This window comes from Phyllobacterium sp. A18/5-2, assembly GCF_025452215.1.
Taxonomy (GTDB): domain Bacteria; phylum Pseudomonadota; class Alphaproteobacteria; order Rhizobiales; family Rhizobiaceae; genus Phyllobacterium; species Phyllobacterium sophorae.
Genome location: NZ_CP104967.1, coordinates 159,542 through 180,842 on the forward strand (window position 1 = coordinate 159,542; position 21,301 = coordinate 180,842).

Below are 21,301 nucleotides of genomic sequence, written 5' to 3' on the forward strand. Positions count from 1 at the left end.
CCGATTCTGTCGGGTCAACTGCTATCAGTTCCTCCTTGGTACACCAACGCAGTTCTGGCTCCCAAGCCTTCTTGAGATCCGGATCGATGGACCGATAAAAGCGTTTCGCAAACTCTGTATCCTTGTCTGGGTATTGAAAATAGTCCGGTCCAATGTACTCGGCGGCCCAAAGAACGCCACCAGGCGCGAGCGCCCTCTCACACTTTTTTCAATATGCCATCCAAATCCTCGATGTGGTGCAAGGATGCGATGAACGTGATGACATCGTAACTTTCCGGCTCCAGATCGACCGTATGAATGTCCTTGCAAATGAAGCGTGCCTTATCAGCAATTCCTATATGTTCGGCATCAACTCTTGCGCTATCCAGTGCTGCCTGACTGACATCGTAAAGGTCATATCGTCCTATGGTTCCTGTCGAGAGAAGGCGAAGTTCACTATTTGCCGTTCCGACACCGATGCCCAAGGCGCGGAGATTGGAGCGCCCGTTGAGATGTTGATAGTAGAACCACTCCTCACGTGCTGCTACGCCACCCAACAAGTGGTGCAATCGTTGCTTTGCATATGGATGGAATGACCATTCCGCACGCAAGAATACGGGGTCAAAATGTTGCAGATCCCAATGGCTTGCGGTGCGTGAATGATCCATCAGGTTCCTCCTCTTCGTAAGGTGAGAAAATACAATGCAACTGTAAAGTCAAGGCGCTCGTTTCTTAAGGAAGGATTGACTTTATCGAGTTGCGCCAGAGCGCTACGGAATCTTCCTCACCTGTTGGCAGTCTCATGTGTGGATCGTCTGCAGATTAGAGAACAAACCAGCGGCACGCTTCGCCTGCGCCATGAGACATTCCAAAAAGGCTTAGACCCTATACATCCTGTCCCCCTGACACTCATATCAGTCGGCGACGCGCCGTGTTTTATGCCATGTCGCGGTGAAGATACGCTTCCGCGCTACGCCTTCGGGTTGTGCGACGATGATCAGACGAAAACTCCATAAGACCATCGCAAATACGTTGTGAGACATAGAGAAAAACATGCATCAAGATCGGGCACCACGCCGCAATTACCCCTTGGCCTCCGACAGCACTCGCACCACCGTTGCGTCCTTCGAAACTTGCCAATCGGGCGCTCGCCAACCGAACGTGTGAAGAAATTTGTTTGTAGATAATCTCGAATTAAGTGGGCGCTTCGCTTTCGTCGGATAGTCGGTACTTACGATGTCCACCACATTGGCGAACGGTCCGCCATAGTGCCTGCTTGATGCAAAAATCGCGCGAGCAAACCCGCTCCAGTTTATGCTGCCCGTTCCTACAACGTGGTAGATCCCATAACCTGCAAATGAACCATTGGCATTGAGATGCTTGGCAACCTCGATAATTGCATCCGCAACATCGAAAGCCGAGGTCGGATTTCCCCACTGGTCGCTGACCACGGAAACCGTATCCCGGCTTTCGGCAAGCCGCAGCATCGTCTTGAGGAAATTCTTGCCAAAAGGACTATAGACCCACGCTGTACGCAAAATAACGTGCCGTGGATTTGCCTTTCTCACGGCAAACTCACCGTCAAGTTTGGTCTGGCCGTAAACCCCTTGCGGACCTGTTTCATCTGACTCCAAGTAGGGTTCCAATCCCTCCCCGGCAAAAACATAGTCTGTCGAAAGATGAATGACCGCAATCCCGAGTTGTGAAGCGGCCCGAGCGACAGCACCAGCACCGACCACATTGATCGCGTATGCCAGTCCTGGCTCGTCCTCGGCCCGATCAACGGCTGTATAGGCTGCCGCAGAAACGACGATATCTGGCGTTGCCGCTAGGATGGCGCTAGCAATTGTGGACGTGTCGAACAAATCGAGCTCTGGTCTTCCCAAAGCGATTATATCGATATCAGGATAGCGAGCAGCCCTTTCAATCAAGCTGCGAACAACTTGGCCTTCCTTTCCCGTGATAACGATCCTCATACGTTTCCTTGAGCTTCTGCGCCAAGACGTTCGCCCGCATAGCGACCACTGCGAATGGGTCCCCACCACCATTCATTGGCAAGATACCAATCAATGGTCTTGGCAAGGCCGCTCTCAAACGTTTCTAGCGGTTTCCACCCGAGCTCCCGCTCGATCTTGGACGCATCGATGGCATAACGGCGGTCGTGGCCCGGACGATCAGATACGAAGGTGATCAGATCACGATAGCGACCGCCACCTTTGCGCGGGCGTTTGAGATCCAAAATATCGCAGATCGTCTCAACGACATTGAGATTGGTCTTCTCGTTGTGCCCACCGATATTGTAGTTCTGGCCAACAACGCCTTTGGTCACGACAACTTCGAGTGCCCGTGCATGATCCTCGACATAGAGCCAATCGCGTACATTTGCTCCCGCGCCATATACCGGAAGCGGCTTGCCATCCAAAGCGTTCAGAATGACCAAGGGGATCAACTTTTCCGGGAAATGGAAGGGACCGTAATTATTCGAGCAGTTCGACAGCACGACCGGAAGCCCATAGGTCTCATGCCACGCGCGGACAAGATGGTCGGACGCCGCCTTGGACGCAGAATAGGGCGAGGACGGCGCGTAGGGTGTGTCTTCGGTAAAAATGCCGCTGTCAAACGGCAGATCACCGAATACCTCGTCGGTAGAAATATGATGGAAGCGAAATGCATTTTTTGCGTCTGACGGTAGCTCTCGCCAATATGTGAGCGCAGCATTTAACAAACGAAACGTCCCGACAATATTGGTTTCGATGAAAGCGGCGGGCCCATCGATCGAGCGGTCGACATGGCTTTCTGCCGCAAGATGCATGATCGCTTCTATCTTCTCGCTTCGCAGAAGGTCGAGAACCGCCATATCATCGCAGATATCACCCTCAACGAAGCGATAATTGGGATAATTCTCAATCTGCCGGAGTGACGTTAGATTGCCGGCATAGGTCAGTTTATCAACGTTGATCACGTGATTTTGCGGATTTGCTGCAAGCAAGCGGCAAACAGCCGAACCAATGAAACCAGCGCCGCCGGTGACGAGAATCCTCATCAACAAACTCCGTCTTTAATTAGTGAAAGTTTCTGCATTAGCCAGACTCGGCGCGGCCCGGTCCTTGTCCGAAAGTTGAATCTGGTCAGAGGGCAAAGGCCAATCGATCCCTATTTGCGGATCATCAAACCGAATGGCACGGTCATGTTCAGGCGAATAATAGTCGGTTACCTTGTAGATAACCTCGGTATTTTCCTCAAGCGTCATGAACCCGTGCGCAAAGCCCTTGGGCACGAGAATCTGATTCCACTTTTGAGCAGACAGTTCCAGAGAAACCCATTTCCCAAATGTCGGCGATCCTTTGCGAATATCGACAGCAACATCGATAATCGATCCGCGGATAACGCGCACAAGCTTGTCCTGCGCCTTGGGGGACAGCTGATAATGCAAGCCGCGCACGACGCCCTTTGCTGCGGACAACGAGTGGTTGTCCTGAACGAAGACGAGCTCCAGCCCCGCTTGGGAAAAGCTCGAAGCGTTATAAGTTTCGGAAAAGAAGCCCCGATCATCCCCAAATCGCTGGGGTACGATCTCCAACACCCCATCAAGTCCAAGTTTGCGTATTTCAAGCATCTGTCGCCAGCTCCACAATGCGGCGCCGTAAGTAAGCGGCATATGCGGTTTTTCCGAGCCGCGAAGCACGATCCAGGACCTGTTCGTCCGTTATCCAATGATTTTGGTAGGCGATTTCCTCGGGACAGGCGATCATAACCCCCTGCCGGTGCTCAATGGTCCTCACGAAGGATGAGGCCTCGTGCAGGCTATCATGCGTACCTGTGTCGAGCCAGGCAAAACCCCGGCCAAGCCTCTGGACATGAAGGTCACCCCGTTCCAGATAAATATTGTTGACTGCCGTTATCTCGAGTTCCCCCCGATCGGACGGTTTGATCTTGGAGGCGATATCAACCACGTCATTGTCGTAAAAATATAGACCCGTGACCGCCCAGTTAGATTTAGGTTTCTGCGGTTTTTCCTCAATCGAAATCGCACGCTTGGTGGCCCGATCGAACTCGACGACGCCATAGCGCTCGGGGTCCTCCACATGGTAAGCAAAGACCGATGCGCCACTCTTACGCTCGGCAGCTTCCTTACAGAGGCGTGACAAGCCATCGCCATAATAGATATTGTCGCCGAGTACCATGGCTACATGGTCGTTGCCAATAAATTTACGCCCGATAATGAAGGCTTCGGCCAGTCCATTGGGTTGCGGCTGTTCGGCAAAGGATAGGTTAAGGCCAAAATCACTGCCATCACCAAACAGGTCCCGGAACACCGGCAAATCGCGTGGCGTCGATATGATCAAAATGTCTCTAATACCAGCCAGCATCAAAACGCTGAGCGGATAGAAGATCATCGGCTTATCGTAGATCGGCAATATCTGCTTCGACACTGCAATCGTCAGTGGATAGAGCCGCGTTCCGCTACCACCAGCTAGAATAATACCCTTCATATCAACGAAAATCCTACATAATCATGGAGACTGTGGAACCGTTAGCCTATCCACATGCTTTGGACAACCACTCAACGGTAATGTCCCAGCGCTAGGCCGCCTTGTGCCCGTATCGGGCAAAAGCGGCACGAAGTAGGCGCCGTGCACAGCCTTTGACATTTTCCGCAGTGAAAGGCTAACGATGACACCTCCTCGCTTTCAATCCTGAACTGCGACAGGCGGTCACTATTAAGTCTCATTCTAATGTGCTAACCGCCTGACCTATAAGCATCGATAAAAAGAGAGACTACTCTACATGGCCAGAGCGCGTTCGCAAACGATGACTGCGTGGGAGGACATCTCTCGTTCAGTGGCCAATTTCCAATTGGCCGCGCTCCTTGGCTGGCAAGACGTTGCCCAGAGATACCGAAGGTCCAGCATTGGCGCTTTCTGGCTGACCATCAATATGGGCGTGCTTATCGGGGCGCTTGGACTGGTATTCGGAACGATCTTCAATTCGCCCATGTCGGAATTTCTACCGTTCATTTGCGTCGGCTTGATCATGTGGGGTTACTTTTCAAGCTTGGTCAATGACGGCTGTGGCAGTTTTATATCCAACAGTGAGACTATGCTGCAGCTGCCTATACCGTTCTTTACATATATCCTGCGGACATGGTGGCGCAATACGATCATCTTGGCCCACAACATGGTGATTTTCCCCATCGTGCTTCTAATTTTTTGGAAGTTTGTCAATTTCAATGTTCTTCTGACTATTCCAGGTTTCGTGCTCGTGTCACTGAATCTTCTCTGGGTGATGGTTGTGCTCGCCGTTCTTTGCACCCGCTACCGGGACCTCACGCAGATTGTTCAGAACATCATGCAGGTCGGCATGTACGTTACACCCATCATGTGGATGCCCGACCACCTGCCCGGGGGTACAAGATCGCATCTGATGCTCGAGCTCAATCCCTTCTATCACCTGATCAGTATCGTGCGCGAACCCCTGCTTGGCGGCACCGCAACACAGCTGAACTGGATGGTCACGGTCGCGATGGCGATTGTCGGATGGACGGTGGCGCTCCTCTTCCTTAATCGTTTTCGCTCACGTATCACCTATTGGCTATGAACATAACATCACAACAACAATTTGCGCAGGCAGACATGACGTCCATGCATCTCGAAAACGTCACTGTGGACTTTCCGATCTACAATGCAAGAAGCCGATCGTTGAAGAACCAGGTGATCAGCCTGGCGACTGGCGGTACCATCGGCTCGAATTCCGAGGGTCATGTCGTGATCCGCGGTCTGGAGAATGTCAGCCTGAGCCTCAGCGAAGGCGAACGATTAGGATTAGTTGGCCACAACGGCTCCGGAAAGACCACCCTTCTGCGAGTTATGAGCGGCGTTTATTTCCCTTCCGGCGGTAGTATTGCGATTAATGGAAAATGCACGTCCCTGATTAATATATCCCTGGGGATCGATCCCGAAGCGACTGGTCGCGAAAACATTGGTATTCGCGGTGCTCTTCTTGGATTCAGCAAGAAAGATCTAGCAGCCCGGCAGGCTGAAATCGAGGATTTCTCCGAACTCGGCAGCTTCCTGGATATGCCAGTGCGAACCTACTCGACTGGCATGCAGCTTCGTCTTGCCTTTTCGATTTCAACAGTAATTCAGCCTGAAATCCTTATCATGGACGAATGGCTAGCAACGGGCGACGAGGGCTTTCAAACCAAGGCGAACGAACGGCTGCACGACCTGGTCAACAAGACCAAGATCCTCATCATCGCCAGCCATTCCAGTGATCTTCTGCTGAAGAACTGCACGCGGATTGTGTGGCTCGAACATGGCAAGGTTCGGATGGACGCGGATGCCAAGACGGTGGCGAACGCCTACTTCGGTTTCCATTCATAATTCAGTCCATTGGAGCAGGTTTGCCGATGTCTTCGAGCGGACGTCTCTGGCAAAGTTAACGATCCATCGATCCATCCGTTTGCCTTGGAATGGGCGTATTGCCGATACCCGATACCCGATACCACCAATCAAGCAGAATGAATTGGCCGGCCATTTCCTCCGACACCGCCGGCGAGCTCGATGAACGGTTTCGCCACGATCCACCGACTGAGCGCCATTGGTGGTTGATTGCCGTTGTTATGATCGGACTGGTTATAGTTCCGCCCGGCGGAAAAAGCTCGAATCAACATTTCCCTCCTGACGCTCTAATGTCACGAAGTCAAGGATTTCAGATACCCGGCCACCCTATCGGCTTCTTCTTCCCAGCTATTCTTCAAGACACACTTAAACGCAGCCTCCGCTTTCTTCTTTGCTTTCTCCGGAGATTGCAGGACATCGATCAGGGCCGTCGAGATGGATTCCACACTCATTTCGCAATACGTGGCCTGAGTTTCGGAAAGCAGCCAATTTGAATGTGGACCATCATTTAGAACCACGGGACATCCGCACGCGGCGACCTCCAACGGCAACAGAGACAGATTGGTTCCTGACAAGATTAGAGCTACATCGCATTGTGAATAGAGGTCAGGCAGTTGCGGGATAGGGACGCTACCATGATTTAAGTGTGGGAACGGAATATGATAGCCTTTAATGTCCCATCCCGCGAAGATGATTAAAGTATCAGGAACAGCTTCGCAGACCTTTTTCAAAGACAGTAATCCCATCTCAAAACAACGCCGGGCAGTCACCGGGCGAGCATAGAAAAATACATACTTTTTCGTATGGTCGCGCCGCACGGTCGGTTTATAAAGTTCAGTATCGCAGGCGAAGGAATACGGAAATGTTTTCATCCCATATTCCTTGGAAAGTTTTTCCGCCAACCAAGTTCCGGCCGTAATGCCGGTCAAGCCCAGGCGGTAAGTATTTTCCGCAAAGGAATAATCACTACCATAGGGATAAAAGGCAGGTTCGAAGTCCTGAACAAAATATAAGCGATGCAACGTGTCCTTATATTTGGATACCCAATAAGCCGTTTGCCAGCCCGTGGCCACAAGATATGCACAAGGTTCGATCGAGCGAACACCAAGTGAGATGGTGATGCCGTGATCTCCGAATGACCGGATCATAACAGCTCGAGCCTCAGCGGACGACGACCACCGGTGCGGCTCCATTATGACAACGTGCTGGTGCGGGAATCCACGCTCTTTTAGAAGCTTCATCATGCGGAGGATATTTATGTGTCCACCTGATTGGGCTTCAAAATCAGGAATCAACCAGGTCATTGAACCTTGAGGAAGGTTTTCCTGCGTAAGTTTAAGTCCGAACCCCTGTTCGACTCCGAGAAGAAATTCATAATGTTTGATTGTGTCGGGCCTGTAGATCATGCGGCCCGGGGCGTGAGCAGCGAGGCGCGCGATAATTTTCTTCGCCGCGACACGAAATCCGTCTCGCTTGATCACTCGCTTCAAATCACTAATGTCATCACTAAGCATTATGTTTCCGCAATCACTACTTGGCTTGCATCTGCTTGTCGCGCGAAAGAAGTTCGACGTGACGGGTAGAAAGTTCAGATTTGGTTGATCCCAGATTGTGACCAATCTGACGTGCAACATTGTCCAACGGCATTTTCAATGTTGCCAGCGGATAGCGGAGAATCCAACCATATCGAATTGCAAGGCAGGTATCACGCAAAGTCGTTTTTAACGCGCGCTTGAATGCCAATGTTTTGGATCCGCACAATCTATAGCCGAACAACCTTCGAAAGGCCCGCGCTTCATCATAACTGCGCTGCAGACGCTCCCATAATGAATAATCGTGAGAATGAGCTACCACGGAGTCCCAAGCGAACGCTTTAGCATAGCCTGCTTCAACAATTTTCTTGGCCCAAAGTTGATCTTCCGCAAAATCGACGTCCGGATAAGGAATCTCCTGCCAAACTAACTTGCGCAGGCAGGATGAATTGTCGGAATAGAAATGATAGATTTGCCTCAGCCCCTCATTGCGCGCATATTCCCGAGCGTCTTCGATCTTCACTTTCGGCCATTGGCGCAACCCCGCAAAATGAGTTTCAAGCTCCCAACGCGTAAATGGCGATGCGGCTTCATATGCGACATGACGACCGAACACGCCCGCTACCTCTGGATCCTCACGCAATGGGCGAATAAGTTCAGCGAGCCAGCGCTCATTGATCGGAGTTGCGTCGTGGGTCAGAAATGCACAGAACTCGCCGCGCGCTTCGCTTGCTCCGAGGTTTCGCGTTTTTCCGTGCCCAAAATCTGAAGATGGAATTTCGATCAGCCGAAATCGCGGATCATCACTCGGGATGATTTCTTTCGAACCATCCTTTGACCCTGAATCAATAATGATGACTTCAAAGTTAGCATCTAATACTTGACGAGAAACCATATCAATCACGTGCTTAAACGCAGGCAGACCGTTCTTGACGGGTATAACGATAGAGACCAGCGGAGCCAAGTTCACCGAATGGTCGTTGTGCGTCGGATTTATCATAGTCAAGGGCTCAACATCGCGGTGTAAATAAGACTCTGGAAAGCTGTTCAGGATGGGCAAGTCTTGCAGCTAGACTGCGCAGCGCACAATAGGTCATCCCTTATCTGCTTCCACCGTTAGTCGAATCCCATCCTGGAACTGTGTCTTTGGCCGCCAGCCGAGCATTTTCTTTGCCGTTTCAATATCCAAACTGGCGACATCGACGTCAGTTGCCCTCGCCTTAATATAGTCGCGCTTGAATTTGTAATTGGTGATCGCTTCAATGGCGTCAATAACCTCATTTACCGACCGTACATCGCCGCTACCGATATTTATGATCCGCCTCGGTGCGCCGGGGAGGTCAATCGCCCTTTCAATCGCGTCTATCAGATCATCGACATAAAGATAATCACGCAAGGCCGTACCATCACCAAAAATCTTTATGGGAGAATTCTTGTGCCAGTGATCAAGTATAGCCGGGATCAATCCTTGACCCTTTCGAAATTCTTGGCCAGGCCCAAAAGGATTTGCGGCACGTAGGATAATGTATTGAAGGTCATCTACATGACCATGCATCTGAATATATTTCTCGACAGTAAGCTTGGTCAGACCATGGGAATTTATCGGGTTAGTCGCACTGGTCTCGGGTGTCGGAACCGGCGCATCTGGTCCATAGACCGTCCCCCCGGAGGAGAGGAAGATATAGCGCTTGATCCCAGCCTTGACACAGTTTTCTAAAAACTGCACATGCGGGACGACGTTTTCGGCAATGTCAGCAATCGCATGGTCATTTTTCATTCCAGGAGTGGATGTGGACACGAGTTGTACCACAGTGTCGATGTCCTGAAGTGATGAAGCCATATCCATGGGCTGCCTGAGATCGGCCTCAATAAATTCCACTCTCTTGCCGATGGATTTTACGAAGTGTCTGTCGAACCTGCGTGACACCGATCGTACAAGCTGACCGCTACCAGCAAGCCGACGGACAAGATGGCGACCGATAAAACCGTTTGCGCCGTAAACACCGATCATGGTCTTATCCAAATAGCATCCACCTTGGTACCATCCATTCTGTTTGCGGTTTATTGGTTAACGCTAACCATATCATCGGCGACCGACTACGTCTTAGGTTCGAAGGTCCACATCTATCAAAATTTGAAGTTGGTGCGGAATTAAACTGCTAATGGGAACAGCTCGTAAATCATTTCGGCAATATTAGTTTTGGAAGTCGTGTCGCAGTACGAAAAAACTTGTAGACTGGTCGCAGCATTTTGGAAAGCAACGGCGATCGACGTAGGAGTGCAATTTTTACAGATCGAACAAAACGTCTGAACGATTCCCTTACCCCGACATTTGTCGCCCCCAAATAGCCCATCTGCGTCCGAAAGTCCGCACCGGGGATAGTTGAGAGCACTTTTTGTAACTTGGCCTCGAGCATCACATAATTGTGGGCAGCCTGCCGGCTCGTGAGCACATGGCGAACTAAGTAACCGCTGTCGATTGCTACGTATGCTATTATGCGCTCGATTGCGTGAGGAAGGCTCCCGTCTTCATAGTTTTGATCAGCAAAATCGTCCCATGTCCAAGGGTATACAAAAAGCTTGTACAACGCCTTAGGGCGAAACCAATACATTCCTCCATTGGGAGCCACAGGAGTGTTGTCATCCAACGGAACTGCTAGCTCAAGATCGACGGCGAGCTTGGCCACGTTATCTTTGTTTGAGAACCAGGAATGCCCCATCGTCGGATACCCAATATGAACGAGGGCCGGAAATGCCAATCCTAGCTGTTCGTTCTCGGCAAAAAGATCGAGAATATTGTCGACATAACCTGGGCTACCCAAGAGATTTTCGAACATGTGTCGCTTGAACAGCAAGCCCTTGGCGCCATCCTGCGGCGATTTCTTGGTATGAATGCGACAGACCAAATCGTAGCGGTCGTCCATAAATAAATCGCGGCAAGTGATCAGAAGAGCAGATGTATCGCGACCGTCGTTTGAGTTTACCACCAATACGGTGAGATTGCTTACATCTACCTTACCCGCCGCCAGACTCTCAATCTCCTCCTTTTTCGCGGCACTGTCTGTCGTGATTATCAGGTCGTACCCAGTCGTAATATTTGCCGCATGCGACAGAATTTCGTCGAGCATATCCGTGTAGTAAACATGCGCGCATACCGCCACCTTTAGTGTGGATCGTCTATGCGAATGCGAAACGGCGACGTCGGGGAAAATCGAAAGCAATGCCGCATTGTTGTTGAGAGTCCGCGGAGTTGCAACACGGCCAATGCTTTTCCAAATCAAACTTAGATCATAATCCGACTCTTTTTCAACGATCGTCAGAGCCCGAGGCAAATCGATTGCCTCCCCCTCGAGAAACAGCGTGTCATGAAAAAACAGGCGCTTCTTAAGGATCGGGCTTCTATTCTCCAGGGTTCTGTCGATCTCCATGAACACCGGGTACGGAGTATGATATTCGTCAGGGTCTAGGTAGACGGAACACACGAAACCCAGCTGCTGAAAGTGTCTAGTGAAACGCGTCTCGTGCAGAAGAATCGAGATCGATATAGGATTCAATTCTTCCCATATCAGTCCAGTACCTCTTGAACGCAGGCGATTGGTGCATCTCACGTCGTACCACTATGAAATGCGAATTAAGATGGAAGGGTAGCTCCCCCAGTTCGTCGCCAAAAGGATTCGGTGAAATCGCCCGGTGTGCGGATATTCCCCAGAAATCACAATTCCGTTTGTCCATAGCCGAGAACATTTCGGAAAAGGGAAAAATAGGCCCGTAAAAGGTATGGTTGTAAAATATTACCTCGTCATATTCCTTCAGCCGATCCCAACCAAACTGCTCAAGTGCCGATTTATAAGCCCAAACATCAAAGCCTACGTTCTTCCGAACGATCAAATCTTCGACGACAGGCCGAATATTGTTTTCAGAATTCTTCGATAAGGGTCCGTTTGAAACCAGAATCGTATGATCAACGTATGGTTTGAGAGCTTCAATCAGGTGGATATAATATTCATCCACGATACCCGCGGCGTCATAGAAAAACGCGATTGCCAGGCGCTTGGTCATTACATCACCGCAGAATTTTGTCTGCTGACAGATGCTCTCGCACGGATTGAAGTTTCTGGGTATCTCCCCATATTGCTCGTGAATCGTACGGCCTCAAGGGAAACGCGCCCCAAATTGGCTTTATCGTGAGGTTGTTTTCCGCAATGAATCGGAGAACCATTGTCTTCAACGAGATTGGATCGCCGGAACAGCAGTTGATAATTCCGGAAATCTCGCGCTGTTCTGCCACATCTGCAATCATAGCCCCCAACTCATTCACATGAATAAAATCATAAAGAAGTTCCCCGGTATTAAGAGGGAATTCACTCTTACCTTCGGCTTCGGCCTTCAACAGTTTCGTGAAAATGGAATTGTTCAAGCTATCGTCGCCATAGATGTAGAAGCAGCAGAATCCAATGGTCGATAGCGTGATACTCGCGACACAATAACGATTGGACGAGCCTGAGGTGATTTTTTGCAATTCCGTATGCATGTTGAGGAAATGTCGGCGTTGTCTCGAACACCGGGCCCACGTGATAGCCGACTTCGTGCATCGTTCCGACGCCGACGACATGCTTCAGTCCGCCTGACAGCATGTTTCGAAGGAATTCAATATGTTTTGGAAGATTTTCAAGGTGCTTCTTGCTCGCATGATTGAAGCCATCTTCCCAAGCGAGGTGAATCAAAACATCGGGCCGCCCTAATGTTTCGTAGGTGGTTTGATCCGGATCCAATACGTCTAATTCAAGAAATGATATTCCGGCCTGTGGGGTCGAAGCGTTCCGGCTGGCAACTACCACATCGTTGCCTTTTTCAACTAGAGCTCGCACCACATGTTGACCCACATAGCCCGTGCCCCCTGTGACAAGATACTTCAACGGTACAGATCCTCGCTTAGGAGTTTTTACCGGTAATCGGCTCCCCCTTTGGCATCCTCTTTTTTGTTCTGTCAACCCACAACCAAAAATCGGTAGCGCAATTTGCGTTCACGAGGTGGAACTATAAGGGCATTTTTCATATTACCACACGCCTCCAAAACTTTCGTTTTCCACGTTGTTGGTGGGGGGTAATATAGATGAAGTCGTAGGGCATTGCGCAGCCTATTGTCGGGGAAAATCGATGGTGGGCATTCCGGAGGAGTTCAATCGTACAAATCTCATTTCTCTAATCAGCAAAAAATGGTCGGTGCTTGAAATAGGGCCTTTTACCAATCCAATTGTGCGGGGCTCGAACGTCAAATACGTTGACGTTCTCGATAAGGCCGGCGGCCTGTTGGAACGAGCTCGGAGAATTGGCTATACATTCAATAACGCGACGGACATTCACTATGTTTCGCCTACAGGCGATCTATCGATTGTGCGCAATACCTTTGACATTTGCATAAGCAGTCACTGCGTTGAACATCAACCCGACCTAATTCATCACCTAAAACAGATCGAACGAATTCTGAACCCAGGGGGGCGCTACTTTTTGATATTCCCGGACAAGCGCTATTGCTTCGATCATTTTATTCCCACAATCGCAGATATTCTAGATGCACAAGGGCACAGGGTTCATTCGTTGCGCAGCGTAATTGAACATAGGGCGATGACAACACATAACGAACCTCACCGGCACTGGATTGGCGACCATGGTGCACCAGCAATGGCGTTCGATATCAACGTGGTGAAATCCGCGATAACCGAATATGAAAATGCAGATGGCGGTTATATCGACGTCCATGCCTGGCAATTCACGCCGGCTAGCTTCAGCTTAAACGTTGAATTGCTTTCACAGTTCGGGATGACGAACCTGCGCGTTGAAAAGGCCTATTCAACACCCTACAATTCGCTTGAATTTTGCGCCATTCTACGAATCAGGCAAATTTGAAGGCTAGCCGTCTGCCGGCGAACTTATTGGCTTGTCTCTTACCGAATTCATTGAGCGGATTCTCGATGAGATAATATGTCAATGTCGCAATGGGTATGACGAACCCCATCACCATTATTAACATCAAAAAATACGCACCTGTATAACTTGGTATAGCTTCCTGTATGGATCTCATTTTTGGAATAAGGTATACAATAACTGGCGTGTGAACCAAATACACGGAATAGCTTATCTTTCCCAGCCAAGTTGTAAGTTTGTTAACGATCAACCTAATTGGAGCGAGGGCTAGGCCAACAAGAAGCACGGCAAACATCAGCCCTTCCCAATAATATAAATTAAAGAACGGAACATCGCCGTTCGAAATTCCAAAAATAAAACAGGAACAGATGCCAAAAGAGCATACCCAATATGTCGCCTGTCCTTCAAACGTTCAACAAGTGGTAGTGCGTAAAATGCGACTAGTCCGAACATGAAAATCGGAGCGCGATATAGAATAGAAAACATGTGATACGTCACCGGATCGGAGACGAATAAATTAATCGTCATGAGGAAAATTTGAGCTATACCTAGCGAAACAAAGACAGCTGCCGTCGCCAGCCAGATATTTTGGGTATATCGATAAAGGACCGGAAAAATCAAGTAGAAGACCATCTCCACGCCAATAGTCCACCCAGCAGGCACTATTGACACTTGATAACCCGGAACGAGATTGAACAGAAACAATATGTTTAAGCTTATTGACTTCCAATCAATAACAACGCCACTAATATTCCTATAGGACATAAAAACGATCATCAAATAAAACAGCGGGGCGATCCTGAAAAATCTTCTGATCGCAAACCCGAGTATTGGCCTTGCGTCGCGTCCGTGCGATGGCATGCTGAGGCAGAGCGAGAATGCACTAACGACAAAGAACAGTTCAACCCCCATTACCCCCTTTACAACGAACAAATCCATCCAACTCGAAAGCGGTATGCGAGGATACGGCAACATTGCGATGTGAACCATGACTACCCAGAGGGCGGCCAGGCCCCGCAAAGCGTCGAGGTATGGATAGCGATCTTGGCGTTTTGAGTTTTGTGGTTGCAATTATTCACTCATACTTAAGGACATTGCATTCGGCCCTATACGGAAAGTGCAGCACGCGCAATGTCTCAATCACCAATTGATTGGACTGGATGCTCCGCGGCTACTTTTGATTGAGCTATGATACTTCAGAACTCCTTCCCTCTTCTGGCTACAACGACTATCGCTTGCTTGGTGTCTGTTGAGCTTACTGCGGTCAGACCGGGATAAAATGCCGGGCAATAATTAACGGCCTCGGATTGAATACCTTGAGGCGTGGAACATCCTTATTACGTCACCGGACCAAACGAACTCTGCCGCCACGACTGGCCTGTTCAGCCTTGGCAATGTCCAGCCGGTCTACACGTTCTATTCAGACAAATTGGTAAGGAACCTTCGGGCAAATTCGCGCTATTCATCAATTCCACCACGTTGGGTATTAGGATACCAGAGGGAAACTGTCATGAGCCGTTCCGAACTGACCAGCGACTGGGCACTCTCTCCAAGAGGGCCTATGACAGGCTTGGGACCGATTGCGACATGCGCGGCTTCGCGGCACCTATGATGTGCTAATGGCGAAGCCATCTCGTCGCCGGCCATTAAATAATTACTGGACTGCAACGGCCTTAACCTGTGCGGTGATGGTCACACCGCTATCATCAACGGTATTGCCGGGTTGATCTGAGCATTTAGAATGCCAATCTTGCCGGTTGAGCGGCGGTGCCGGTGTGTCTGCCATCAGTGGCGGTATCATTCACTTGCGCGAGGGCATTTCCTTCGGTGCCGGCGAGGCCGAGCATGTCCTTGCATCCTATGGCAGGATGTTTTTATCGAAAACGATTATTCCGTCGTAAGGGGGTGCCGTCACCCCTGGCATTCATATGCCGCTGGCTATATCACTGTGCAGAACAAGACCGTTACGATGGCCCCCGGTCTGGTTGGGGATGCTTCACTGATCGCGCGCAACATGACCGTATACCAGTACGATCAACGGCTCACAGTATGTCGTTCACAAGAACGGTTTCATGGAAATTTAACTCGATCCAATCGAGCAGTTTCAAAAGCCGCGATAATGGCACAAAACGGCAAAGTAATCAGCCACAACACGATGCCGATAACGGTAGTCACATTTTTGCGATCATCGTCTTCAAGGGGCTGGCCGCCTCCTTATGATATAACAGAATCGGGGGCGTTGGATCGGAATGGTCGAGAGTTGTACGGGGTAGATGGCTTTTTGACTAAGAGACCTTGGAAATACGTCTCATTTATTCCCCCTGAGCATCTTGCGCTCGCCGTGTTGGCTCAACATTTATAGGCCAGCTCATGCATCACTTCGGCGTGGCATTCTATAAAGAGATCTTTGTATGGCTCCATCTCAGCGATGTTGGCTTCGTCGCTGCCTTTGCGAAAGAAGGCTGGCTTGAGCGATTTCAGTTCTGAGAATGATTTACTGAACCGCCGCAACACTGGCGCTCCGAGAAACGCCGATATCCTGTGAGCACCTGCATTTGGATCGGATACGAGGTCTTCGTATCTCAGCATGAGGGTGTTTGGACGGTTGGCCCAAGCCCGGTAGTGATCAGACCATGATCCGGCGTAGACATCGCCGCGAATAATGCTCTCAAGCGGAACTGGGTAACTTTCGACCTCTGCCATGTAATGCACATAGGAGATGATTGCTGACCGGCCATCGCGGACGATATGAATCGTCTTGCCCTCTGTCAGGGGCGGTTCATGCGTTTTGATAACAATCGGCTCGTGTGCCGAATGCGCATAGTTGATAAGCTCTTGGTTTACCAATCCATTCGAGGTGCATCCGACTACATCCCTTAATTCTGGTGTGGCAAAAACGCTGTTGTCGCTCTCGCCGTAAAGCGTCTGTGTTTTGATGTCGAAGCACTCCTTGAGAATAGTGCGAACAAACGTATTTCCAGAGCGTGGATATGAGGCAAGCCAGACAAGCATGAGGTTCTCCCAAGTTTTAGCATCCTAAATACGAGAATGCCGTTCTTCGCAATACGGTGAGCGCCACTACTGAGGGTCTCAATAGATAAAAAAACGATGAGATCGGTGTCAAGGGTATGAGCCCCGTATGCAGGCAACGGGATTGCTATGTCAGGGGACGCAGTCGACCTTGATATCGGTCTACCACGACCATCTTCAGGAATTTTGTTCCTCACCAACCAAAATCAAGGAAACTGCGATGACCATTACATCGGACTGGATGCCGAAGGTATCCATACAACGGATCATCTGTCACTGGACGGTGGTGGACACAAGGCCAGCGAGTTTGACCGCGGGCACTATCACATTCTGATCGAGGGCGATGGCAAGGTTCGCGGCACGGGTTCGCCGGATCTTAGTCTTCGGAATACTAACTTACTAAGGCGTCGCCATCGCCTTCATCCTCTGGCGTGGCCACGATGATGCTCTTAACCGAGATGTGGCCACCAACCTGATCCTGCTCGTTGGCGCTATCGGCAACGGCTACATCTTCGGCGCGTTCTGGGACAGCAACAATCGTCGCAAGCGCCGTACCGATATGCAGCCCGGCGTTCGCGAAACCACAACCATTGTCGAGAAGACAGCGCAAACCACTGAACCCGTCGCGCCAATTGCTCCGAAGGGACTACGACGATCCTTGTCACCTTTCTCCGCACTCTCGGCCTTCCGCTCTGCATCTTCATCGGCATGCTCGGCTTTTATGAAGGTGTCCCGGTTTTCCGCGACATTCCTTTTGCTGACCGCATCCCCGTCGTTCGCGAGCTGATCGCCGGACCGGGTTCCGATTGAGCGGGCAAAGGCGGCAACAGAAGCCCGCTAGGATTTTGTCACCCTCACCAAAAAAACCGCGCTCGAGACGCAACTTGCCAAGGTCGAGACCGTCTCCTGGCATCCCTCGCCGCTCTCCTCTTATGCGGTCTCTAATTGACAATGATGCACCACTTCGCCCATAGGGAGAGCAAAATTTGCTAATCCGACTGGATCCATGCCAATGCATACAGAAGAATTCATTCCTTTCAACGATCTCGGGCGCTTATATTCCCGTTTCCAATCGGAGTTAGAAACTGCACTTCTGGGAGCATCCAGATCCGGTTGGTGGCTCAACGGAAACTTCGGCAAAACATTCGCTGAAAATTTCGCCAATTTCTTGGGGGTATCTCACTGTTTGAATGTGGCAAACGGAACGGATGCGCTAGAGCTTTCTTTGAGGGCGTTATCCCAGATCCGAGGATCTGACGCGAACGAAGTCATCACTGTTGCTAACGCGGGCGGCTACACCACAACCGCATGCCGCCAAGTGGGTTTAACGCCGGTATACGTCGACATAAATCCCGACAGTCACCTTATCGAACTTGATGCGGTCATCGCCGAACTTAATGACCGTTCATTGGCAGTGGTGGCCACACACCTTTATGGTGGCGCCGTCGATGTCATCGCCCTCAAGGCTAAGTTGCAGGAGGCTGGATTCGGCCACGTCTACATTTTAGAGGATTGTGCACAATCCCATGGAGCCACAATCAACCGCACAATGACTGGCTCTATGGGTGATGTTGCAACGTTCAGTTTTTATCCAACCAAGAATTTAGGGGCAATGGGGGACGGAGGCGCAGTAGTAACTTCTGACCCAGAAATCGCAACATTGGTCAAGCGCTTGCAGCAGTATGGTTGGCATTCCAAATATGCGATCGGCACCCCGGGCGGCCGCAATTCCAGAATGGATGAGCTGCAAGCGGCCACGCTAAGCGTTCTGCTATCGAAGCTCCCGTCACTCAACGCGGAAAGAATCCGCATCAAGAAGCGATACAGTGACGTCAGTACCAACGGTATAACGTTCGTCAACGGGGGCGAAGGTTCGGTTGCACACTTGGTAGTTGTAGTTTCCGACAATCGAGATGGACTGAAGAAATTTTTGACGGCAAAGGGCATTTCCACCGAAATTCATTACCCGATATTGGATTCATCGCAAGTGGGATGGTCTGAACTTCCTTCACGAAAGCCAAGGCACGGCCTCCCATTTTCAGAAACAGCCGCACGTAACATTCTTTCCCTTCCTTGTTTCCCAGGACTAACGGACGAAGAAATCAACCGGGTGTGCTCAGCTCTAGCCGAATGGCGTGGGTCGTGAAGAAATACTCGCTCATAATTCCCATCTATAGGAACGCGGAAAACGTTCCTAGTTTAATGCTGGCGTTGTCCAAGCTACGGGACGCCGTGAACAAGGACATTGAGTTTGTCTTTGTGGTCGATGGTTCGCCCGATGATTCTGGGCAATTATTAAAAGACGCTCTGGATCGATCTGATTTTGACTTTCAGCTGATATTCCATAGCCGAAATTTCGGCTCCTTTACCGCTATCAGGACAGGAATGGAGGCCGCTCAAGGTATGTACGTCGCGGCGATGGCAGCGGACTTGCAAGAGCCCCCTGAGCTAATCCTGGAATTCTATAACATTTTGGCTTCCGGGAATGCTGACGTCGTTTTTGGTAAGCGGGAGGGCCGGAACGATCCGCTCATAACGAAGACGTTGTCAAATCTGTTTTGGGGCGCATACCGCCGATTTGTGATGCCAGCAATGCCGAAAGGTGGCGTAGACATCTTTGGATGCAACAGAGATGTTAGAAATGCCGTTCTTTCGATTCAAGAACCTAACAGTTCTTTGGTTGCTCAACTCTTTTGGGTCGGGTTTCGTCGCGAGTTTGTCCCATACGTTCGGCGGGTACGGGAACATGGGAAGAGTGCTTGGAACTTTTCCCGTCGCCTGAGATATATGATAGACAGCATATTATCATTTTCAGACCTCCCAATCATGCTGGTCTTATGGCTCGGGATTATCGGTTGCAGTACAAGTTTGATTTTCGGACTTGTCACATTAATAGCTAAACTATCGGGTTTCATAGAGGAAACAGGATATACCAGCCTCATTCTATTGACCCTCTTCTTAGGTTCTTTGATATTAACTGTGCAGGGCATTCTTGGGATGTATATTTGGCGAACAGCGGAAAATACCAAACGCCGACCCTTAAACATTATAAGTAACGTATATAAGAGGAATAAGAATCAATGAGCATAGAAGGCGTCAAGGTTCATCCCAATGGAATTTGCGAAAGTAAATCAGTTGGTAATGGGACGCGGGTATGGGCGTTTGCACACGTGCTGCCAGCCGCTGTGATCGGCGAAAACTGCAATATCTGCGACAATGTTTTCATAGAAAATGATGTCATTGTTGGAAACAACGTGACGATTAAATGCGGGGTCCAGGTTTGGGACGGGATCCGAATTGGCGATAACGTTTTCATCGGACCGAACGCAACGTTTACGAACGATAAGTTTCCTCGCTCGAAGGCCTACCCAGATGAGTTCTTGCAAACGGTTGTAGAGGCCTCCGCTTCAATAGGAGCAAACGCAACGATTTTGCCGGGGATCACCATCGGTCGCTCTGCCATGATAGGCGCTGGAGCGGTCGTTACCAAAAGTGTCCCCGCCAATGCCGTCGTAGTCGGAAATCCCGCGGTTATTGTCGGATATCAAACCAAGGAACAACGCGGATCAAACCGGGCTGTCGAACTGGAAAATGAGCAGCGAACGCGTTTGGGAGTTGGCGAATGCGAACTGTGGCGTCTTCCTCATTTTTCTGACTTGCGTGGCCAATTAGCACCGCTCGAATTTGACAAGAATCTCCCTTTCGTGCCGCTGCGTTCGTTCATTGTACACGGCGTTCCAAGCAATAAGGTTCGGGGCGAACATGCCCATCTCGAATGCGAGCAATTTCTGATCGCTGTTCATGGTAGCGTTTCGGTCGTGGTGGATGACGGTAAGGAAAGAGCCGAGGTAATGTTGTCAGATCCATCTATTGGTCTCTATCTGTCCCCCAAGGTGTGGGGCATTCAGTATAAATTTGAACCAAATTCCGTCCTGATGGTATTCGCATCGCTCCCATACGATTCCAGTGATTATGTCCGAGACTACGAACGGTTCCTTGAGATCATTGATGAAAAAAATGCTGACTAATATCAGTTCGGATGGGCTTCGATTTGTCATCGCCGGGCTGGTTAATACCGGTCTGACGACAGCCATCTACATTGGCCTGTTAAAATCAGTGGGTCCGACAGTCGCTTATGCAATCGCATGGATCGGAGGGATCATGTTCGTTTTTGTTGTTTATCCCAACAAGGTGTTTGTGGGCGGAAGAAGCGGATTCATCGATAGGTTTAAATTAAGTGTTTCGACCATCGCCATTTTTCTGGCCGGCGTTTCGATGCTCAATTTTCTAGTTGTGGTAACTGAGAGCGCGATCTTGTCGTTTTGCTTGACGCTCGTCTTCACGACCTTAGCGAATTTTATATTAGGGCGAGTAATTTTGAGATCATGAGAAGATTGGGTCGCGACAGTTATTTCTTGCAGGGTTGATAGATCT

At 50.0% G+C, this 21,301-nt stretch carries 23 protein-coding genes; 8 read left to right on the forward strand and 15 right to left on the reverse strand.

Annotated features, from left to right (window positions below):
• Window positions 1-197: 197 nt before the first annotated feature.
• From N8E89_RS19235 to rfbA, 5 genes are all read right to left on the reverse strand, one after another.
• On the reverse strand, window positions 198-647 hold the full coding sequence (locus N8E89_RS19235; RefSeq protein WP_262262816.1) for a class I SAM-dependent methyltransferase: 450 nt from the start codon (window positions 645-647) through the stop codon (window positions 198-200).
• 414 nt (window positions 648-1,061) lie between these two features.
• Window positions 1,062-1,955 carry a dTDP-4-dehydrorhamnose reductase gene (rfbD, locus tag N8E89_RS19240; RefSeq protein ID WP_262262817.1) on the reverse strand — a complete coding sequence of 298 codons (894 nt, stop codon included), beginning with the start codon at window positions 1,953-1,955 and terminating at the stop codon, window positions 1,062-1,064.
• Window positions 1,952-3,022, reverse strand: a complete 1,071-nt coding sequence (rfbB, locus tag N8E89_RS19245) for a dTDP-glucose 4,6-dehydratase (protein ID WP_262262818.1) — start codon at window positions 3,020-3,022, stop codon at window positions 1,952-1,954. The genes rfbD and rfbB overlap by 4 nt, the downstream gene beginning before the upstream one ends.
• A gap of 15 nt (window positions 3,023-3,037) precedes the next feature.
• Window positions 3,038-3,595, reverse strand: coding sequence for a dTDP-4-dehydrorhamnose 3,5-epimerase (gene rfbC / locus N8E89_RS19250; protein WP_262262819.1), 558 nt, complete (start codon window positions 3,593-3,595; stop codon window positions 3,038-3,040).
• Window positions 3,588-4,472: a glucose-1-phosphate thymidylyltransferase RfbA gene (gene rfbA, locus N8E89_RS19255; RefSeq protein WP_262262820.1), complete on the reverse strand. Its 885-nt coding sequence runs from the start codon at window positions 4,470-4,472 to the stop codon at window positions 3,588-3,590. Before rfbA ends, rfbC begins: the two co-directional genes overlap by 8 nt.
• Window positions 4,473-4,767: 295 nt before the next feature.
• Between rfbA and N8E89_RS19260 the strand changes: the two genes are divergently transcribed.
• Both N8E89_RS19260 and N8E89_RS19265 read left to right on the forward strand, forming a co-directional pair.
• On the forward strand, window positions 4,768-5,577 hold the full coding sequence (locus tag N8E89_RS19260; RefSeq protein WP_262262821.1) for an ABC transporter permease: 810 nt from the start codon (window positions 4,768-4,770) through the stop codon (window positions 5,575-5,577).
• 35 nt (window positions 5,578-5,612) lie between these two features.
• Window positions 5,613-6,362, forward strand: coding sequence for an ABC transporter ATP-binding protein (locus tag N8E89_RS19265; protein WP_262262822.1), 750 nt, complete (start codon window positions 5,613-5,615; stop codon window positions 6,360-6,362).
• A 311-nt stretch (window positions 6,363-6,673) separates the two neighbouring features.
• On the opposite strand, the gene N8E89_RS19270 is transcribed toward N8E89_RS19265, so the two are convergent.
• From N8E89_RS19270 to N8E89_RS19300, 7 genes are all read right to left on the reverse strand, one after another.
• Window positions 6,674-7,894, reverse strand: coding sequence for a rhamnosyltransferase WsaF family glycosyltransferase (locus N8E89_RS19270; RefSeq protein ID WP_262262823.1), 1,221 nt, complete (start codon window positions 7,892-7,894; stop codon window positions 6,674-6,676).
• Window positions 7,895-7,910: 16 nt separating this feature from the next.
• Window positions 7,911-8,912 carry a glycosyltransferase family 2 protein gene (locus N8E89_RS19275; protein WP_262262824.1) on the reverse strand — a complete coding sequence of 334 codons (1,002 nt, stop codon included), beginning with the start codon at window positions 8,910-8,912 and terminating at the stop codon, window positions 7,911-7,913.
• A gap of 93 nt (window positions 8,913-9,005) precedes the next feature.
• Window positions 9,006-9,923: an NAD-dependent epimerase/dehydratase family protein gene (locus N8E89_RS19280; RefSeq protein ID WP_262262825.1), complete on the reverse strand. Its 918-nt coding sequence runs from the start codon at window positions 9,921-9,923 to the stop codon at window positions 9,006-9,008.
• Between the two features lie 169 nt (window positions 9,924-10,092).
• Window positions 10,093-11,520, reverse strand: coding sequence for a rhamnan synthesis F family protein (locus tag N8E89_RS19285; protein WP_262262826.1), 1,428 nt, complete (start codon window positions 11,518-11,520; stop codon window positions 10,093-10,095).
• Window positions 11,417-11,971: a rhamnan synthesis F family protein gene (locus N8E89_RS19290; RefSeq protein WP_262262827.1), complete on the reverse strand. Its 555-nt coding sequence runs from the start codon at window positions 11,969-11,971 to the stop codon at window positions 11,417-11,419. The genes N8E89_RS19285 and N8E89_RS19290 overlap by 104 nt, the downstream gene beginning before the upstream one ends.
• Window positions 11,972-11,975: 4 nt before the next feature.
• A complete protein-coding gene (locus tag N8E89_RS19295; protein ID WP_262262828.1) occupies window positions 11,976-12,329 on the reverse strand; it encodes a hypothetical protein in 354 nt (117 codons plus the stop codon).
• A 1-nt stretch (window position 12,330) separates the two neighbouring features.
• On the reverse strand, window positions 12,331-12,828 hold the full coding sequence (locus N8E89_RS19300) for an NAD-dependent epimerase/dehydratase family protein (protein ID WP_262262829.1): 498 nt from the start codon (window positions 12,826-12,828) through the stop codon (window positions 12,331-12,333).
• Window positions 12,829-13,069: 241 nt separating this feature from the next.
• Here N8E89_RS19300 and N8E89_RS19305 point away from each other — a divergent pair, with 241 nt between their 5' ends.
• The gene (locus tag N8E89_RS19305) at window positions 13,070-13,819 is read left to right on the forward strand and encodes a class I SAM-dependent methyltransferase (protein ID WP_262262830.1); all 750 of its coding nucleotides are present in this window, start codon (window positions 13,070-13,072) and stop codon (window positions 13,817-13,819) included.
• Window positions 13,820-14,131: 312 nt separating this feature from the next.
• Here the strand turns inward: N8E89_RS19305 and N8E89_RS19310 are convergent, their stop codons facing one another.
• Window positions 14,132-14,908, reverse strand: coding sequence for an acyltransferase family protein (locus N8E89_RS19310; protein ID WP_262262831.1), 777 nt, complete (start codon window positions 14,906-14,908; stop codon window positions 14,132-14,134).
• A gap of 704 nt (window positions 14,909-15,612) precedes the next feature.
• Between N8E89_RS19310 and N8E89_RS19315 the strand changes: the two genes are divergently transcribed.
• The gene (locus N8E89_RS19315; RefSeq protein WP_262262832.1) at window positions 15,613-15,738 is read left to right on the forward strand and encodes a hypothetical protein; all 126 of its coding nucleotides are present in this window, start codon (window positions 15,613-15,615) and stop codon (window positions 15,736-15,738) included.
• Window positions 15,739-16,186: 448 nt separating this feature from the next.
• On the opposite strand, the gene N8E89_RS19320 is transcribed toward N8E89_RS19315, so the two are convergent.
• Window positions 16,187-16,849 carry a sulfotransferase domain-containing protein gene (locus tag N8E89_RS19320; protein ID WP_262262833.1) on the reverse strand — a complete coding sequence of 221 codons (663 nt, stop codon included), beginning with the start codon at window positions 16,847-16,849 and terminating at the stop codon, window positions 16,187-16,189.
• 409 nt (window positions 16,850-17,258) lie between these two features.
• Window positions 17,259-17,477 carry a hypothetical protein gene (locus N8E89_RS19325; protein WP_262262834.1) on the reverse strand — a complete coding sequence of 73 codons (219 nt, stop codon included), beginning with the start codon at window positions 17,475-17,477 and terminating at the stop codon, window positions 17,259-17,261.
• Window positions 17,478-17,879: 402 nt separating this feature from the next.
• Here N8E89_RS19325 and N8E89_RS19330 point away from each other — a divergent pair, with 402 nt between their 5' ends.
• Genes N8E89_RS19330 through N8E89_RS19345 form a run of 4 tightly spaced genes read left to right on the forward strand, consistent with a single transcriptional unit; the run spans window position 17,880 to window position 21,256 of the window.
• Window positions 17,880-19,013, forward strand: coding sequence for a DegT/DnrJ/EryC1/StrS family aminotransferase (locus N8E89_RS19330; protein WP_262262835.1), 1,134 nt, complete (start codon window positions 17,880-17,882; stop codon window positions 19,011-19,013).
• Between the two features lie 56 nt (window positions 19,014-19,069).
• On the forward strand, window positions 19,070-19,951 hold the full coding sequence (locus N8E89_RS19335; RefSeq protein WP_315975746.1) for a glycosyltransferase: 882 nt from the start codon (window positions 19,070-19,072) through the stop codon (window positions 19,949-19,951).
• Complete coding sequence (locus N8E89_RS19340) at window positions 19,948-20,895, forward strand: WxcM-like domain-containing protein (protein WP_262262837.1); 948 nt, start codon at window positions 19,948-19,950, stop codon at window positions 20,893-20,895. Before N8E89_RS19335 ends, N8E89_RS19340 begins: the two co-directional genes overlap by 4 nt.
• Window positions 20,876-21,256 carry a GtrA family protein gene (locus N8E89_RS19345; RefSeq protein WP_262262838.1) on the forward strand — a complete coding sequence of 127 codons (381 nt, stop codon included), beginning with the start codon at window positions 20,876-20,878 and terminating at the stop codon, window positions 21,254-21,256. Before N8E89_RS19340 ends, N8E89_RS19345 begins: the two co-directional genes overlap by 20 nt.
• Window positions 21,257-21,301: the final 45 nt, after the last annotated feature.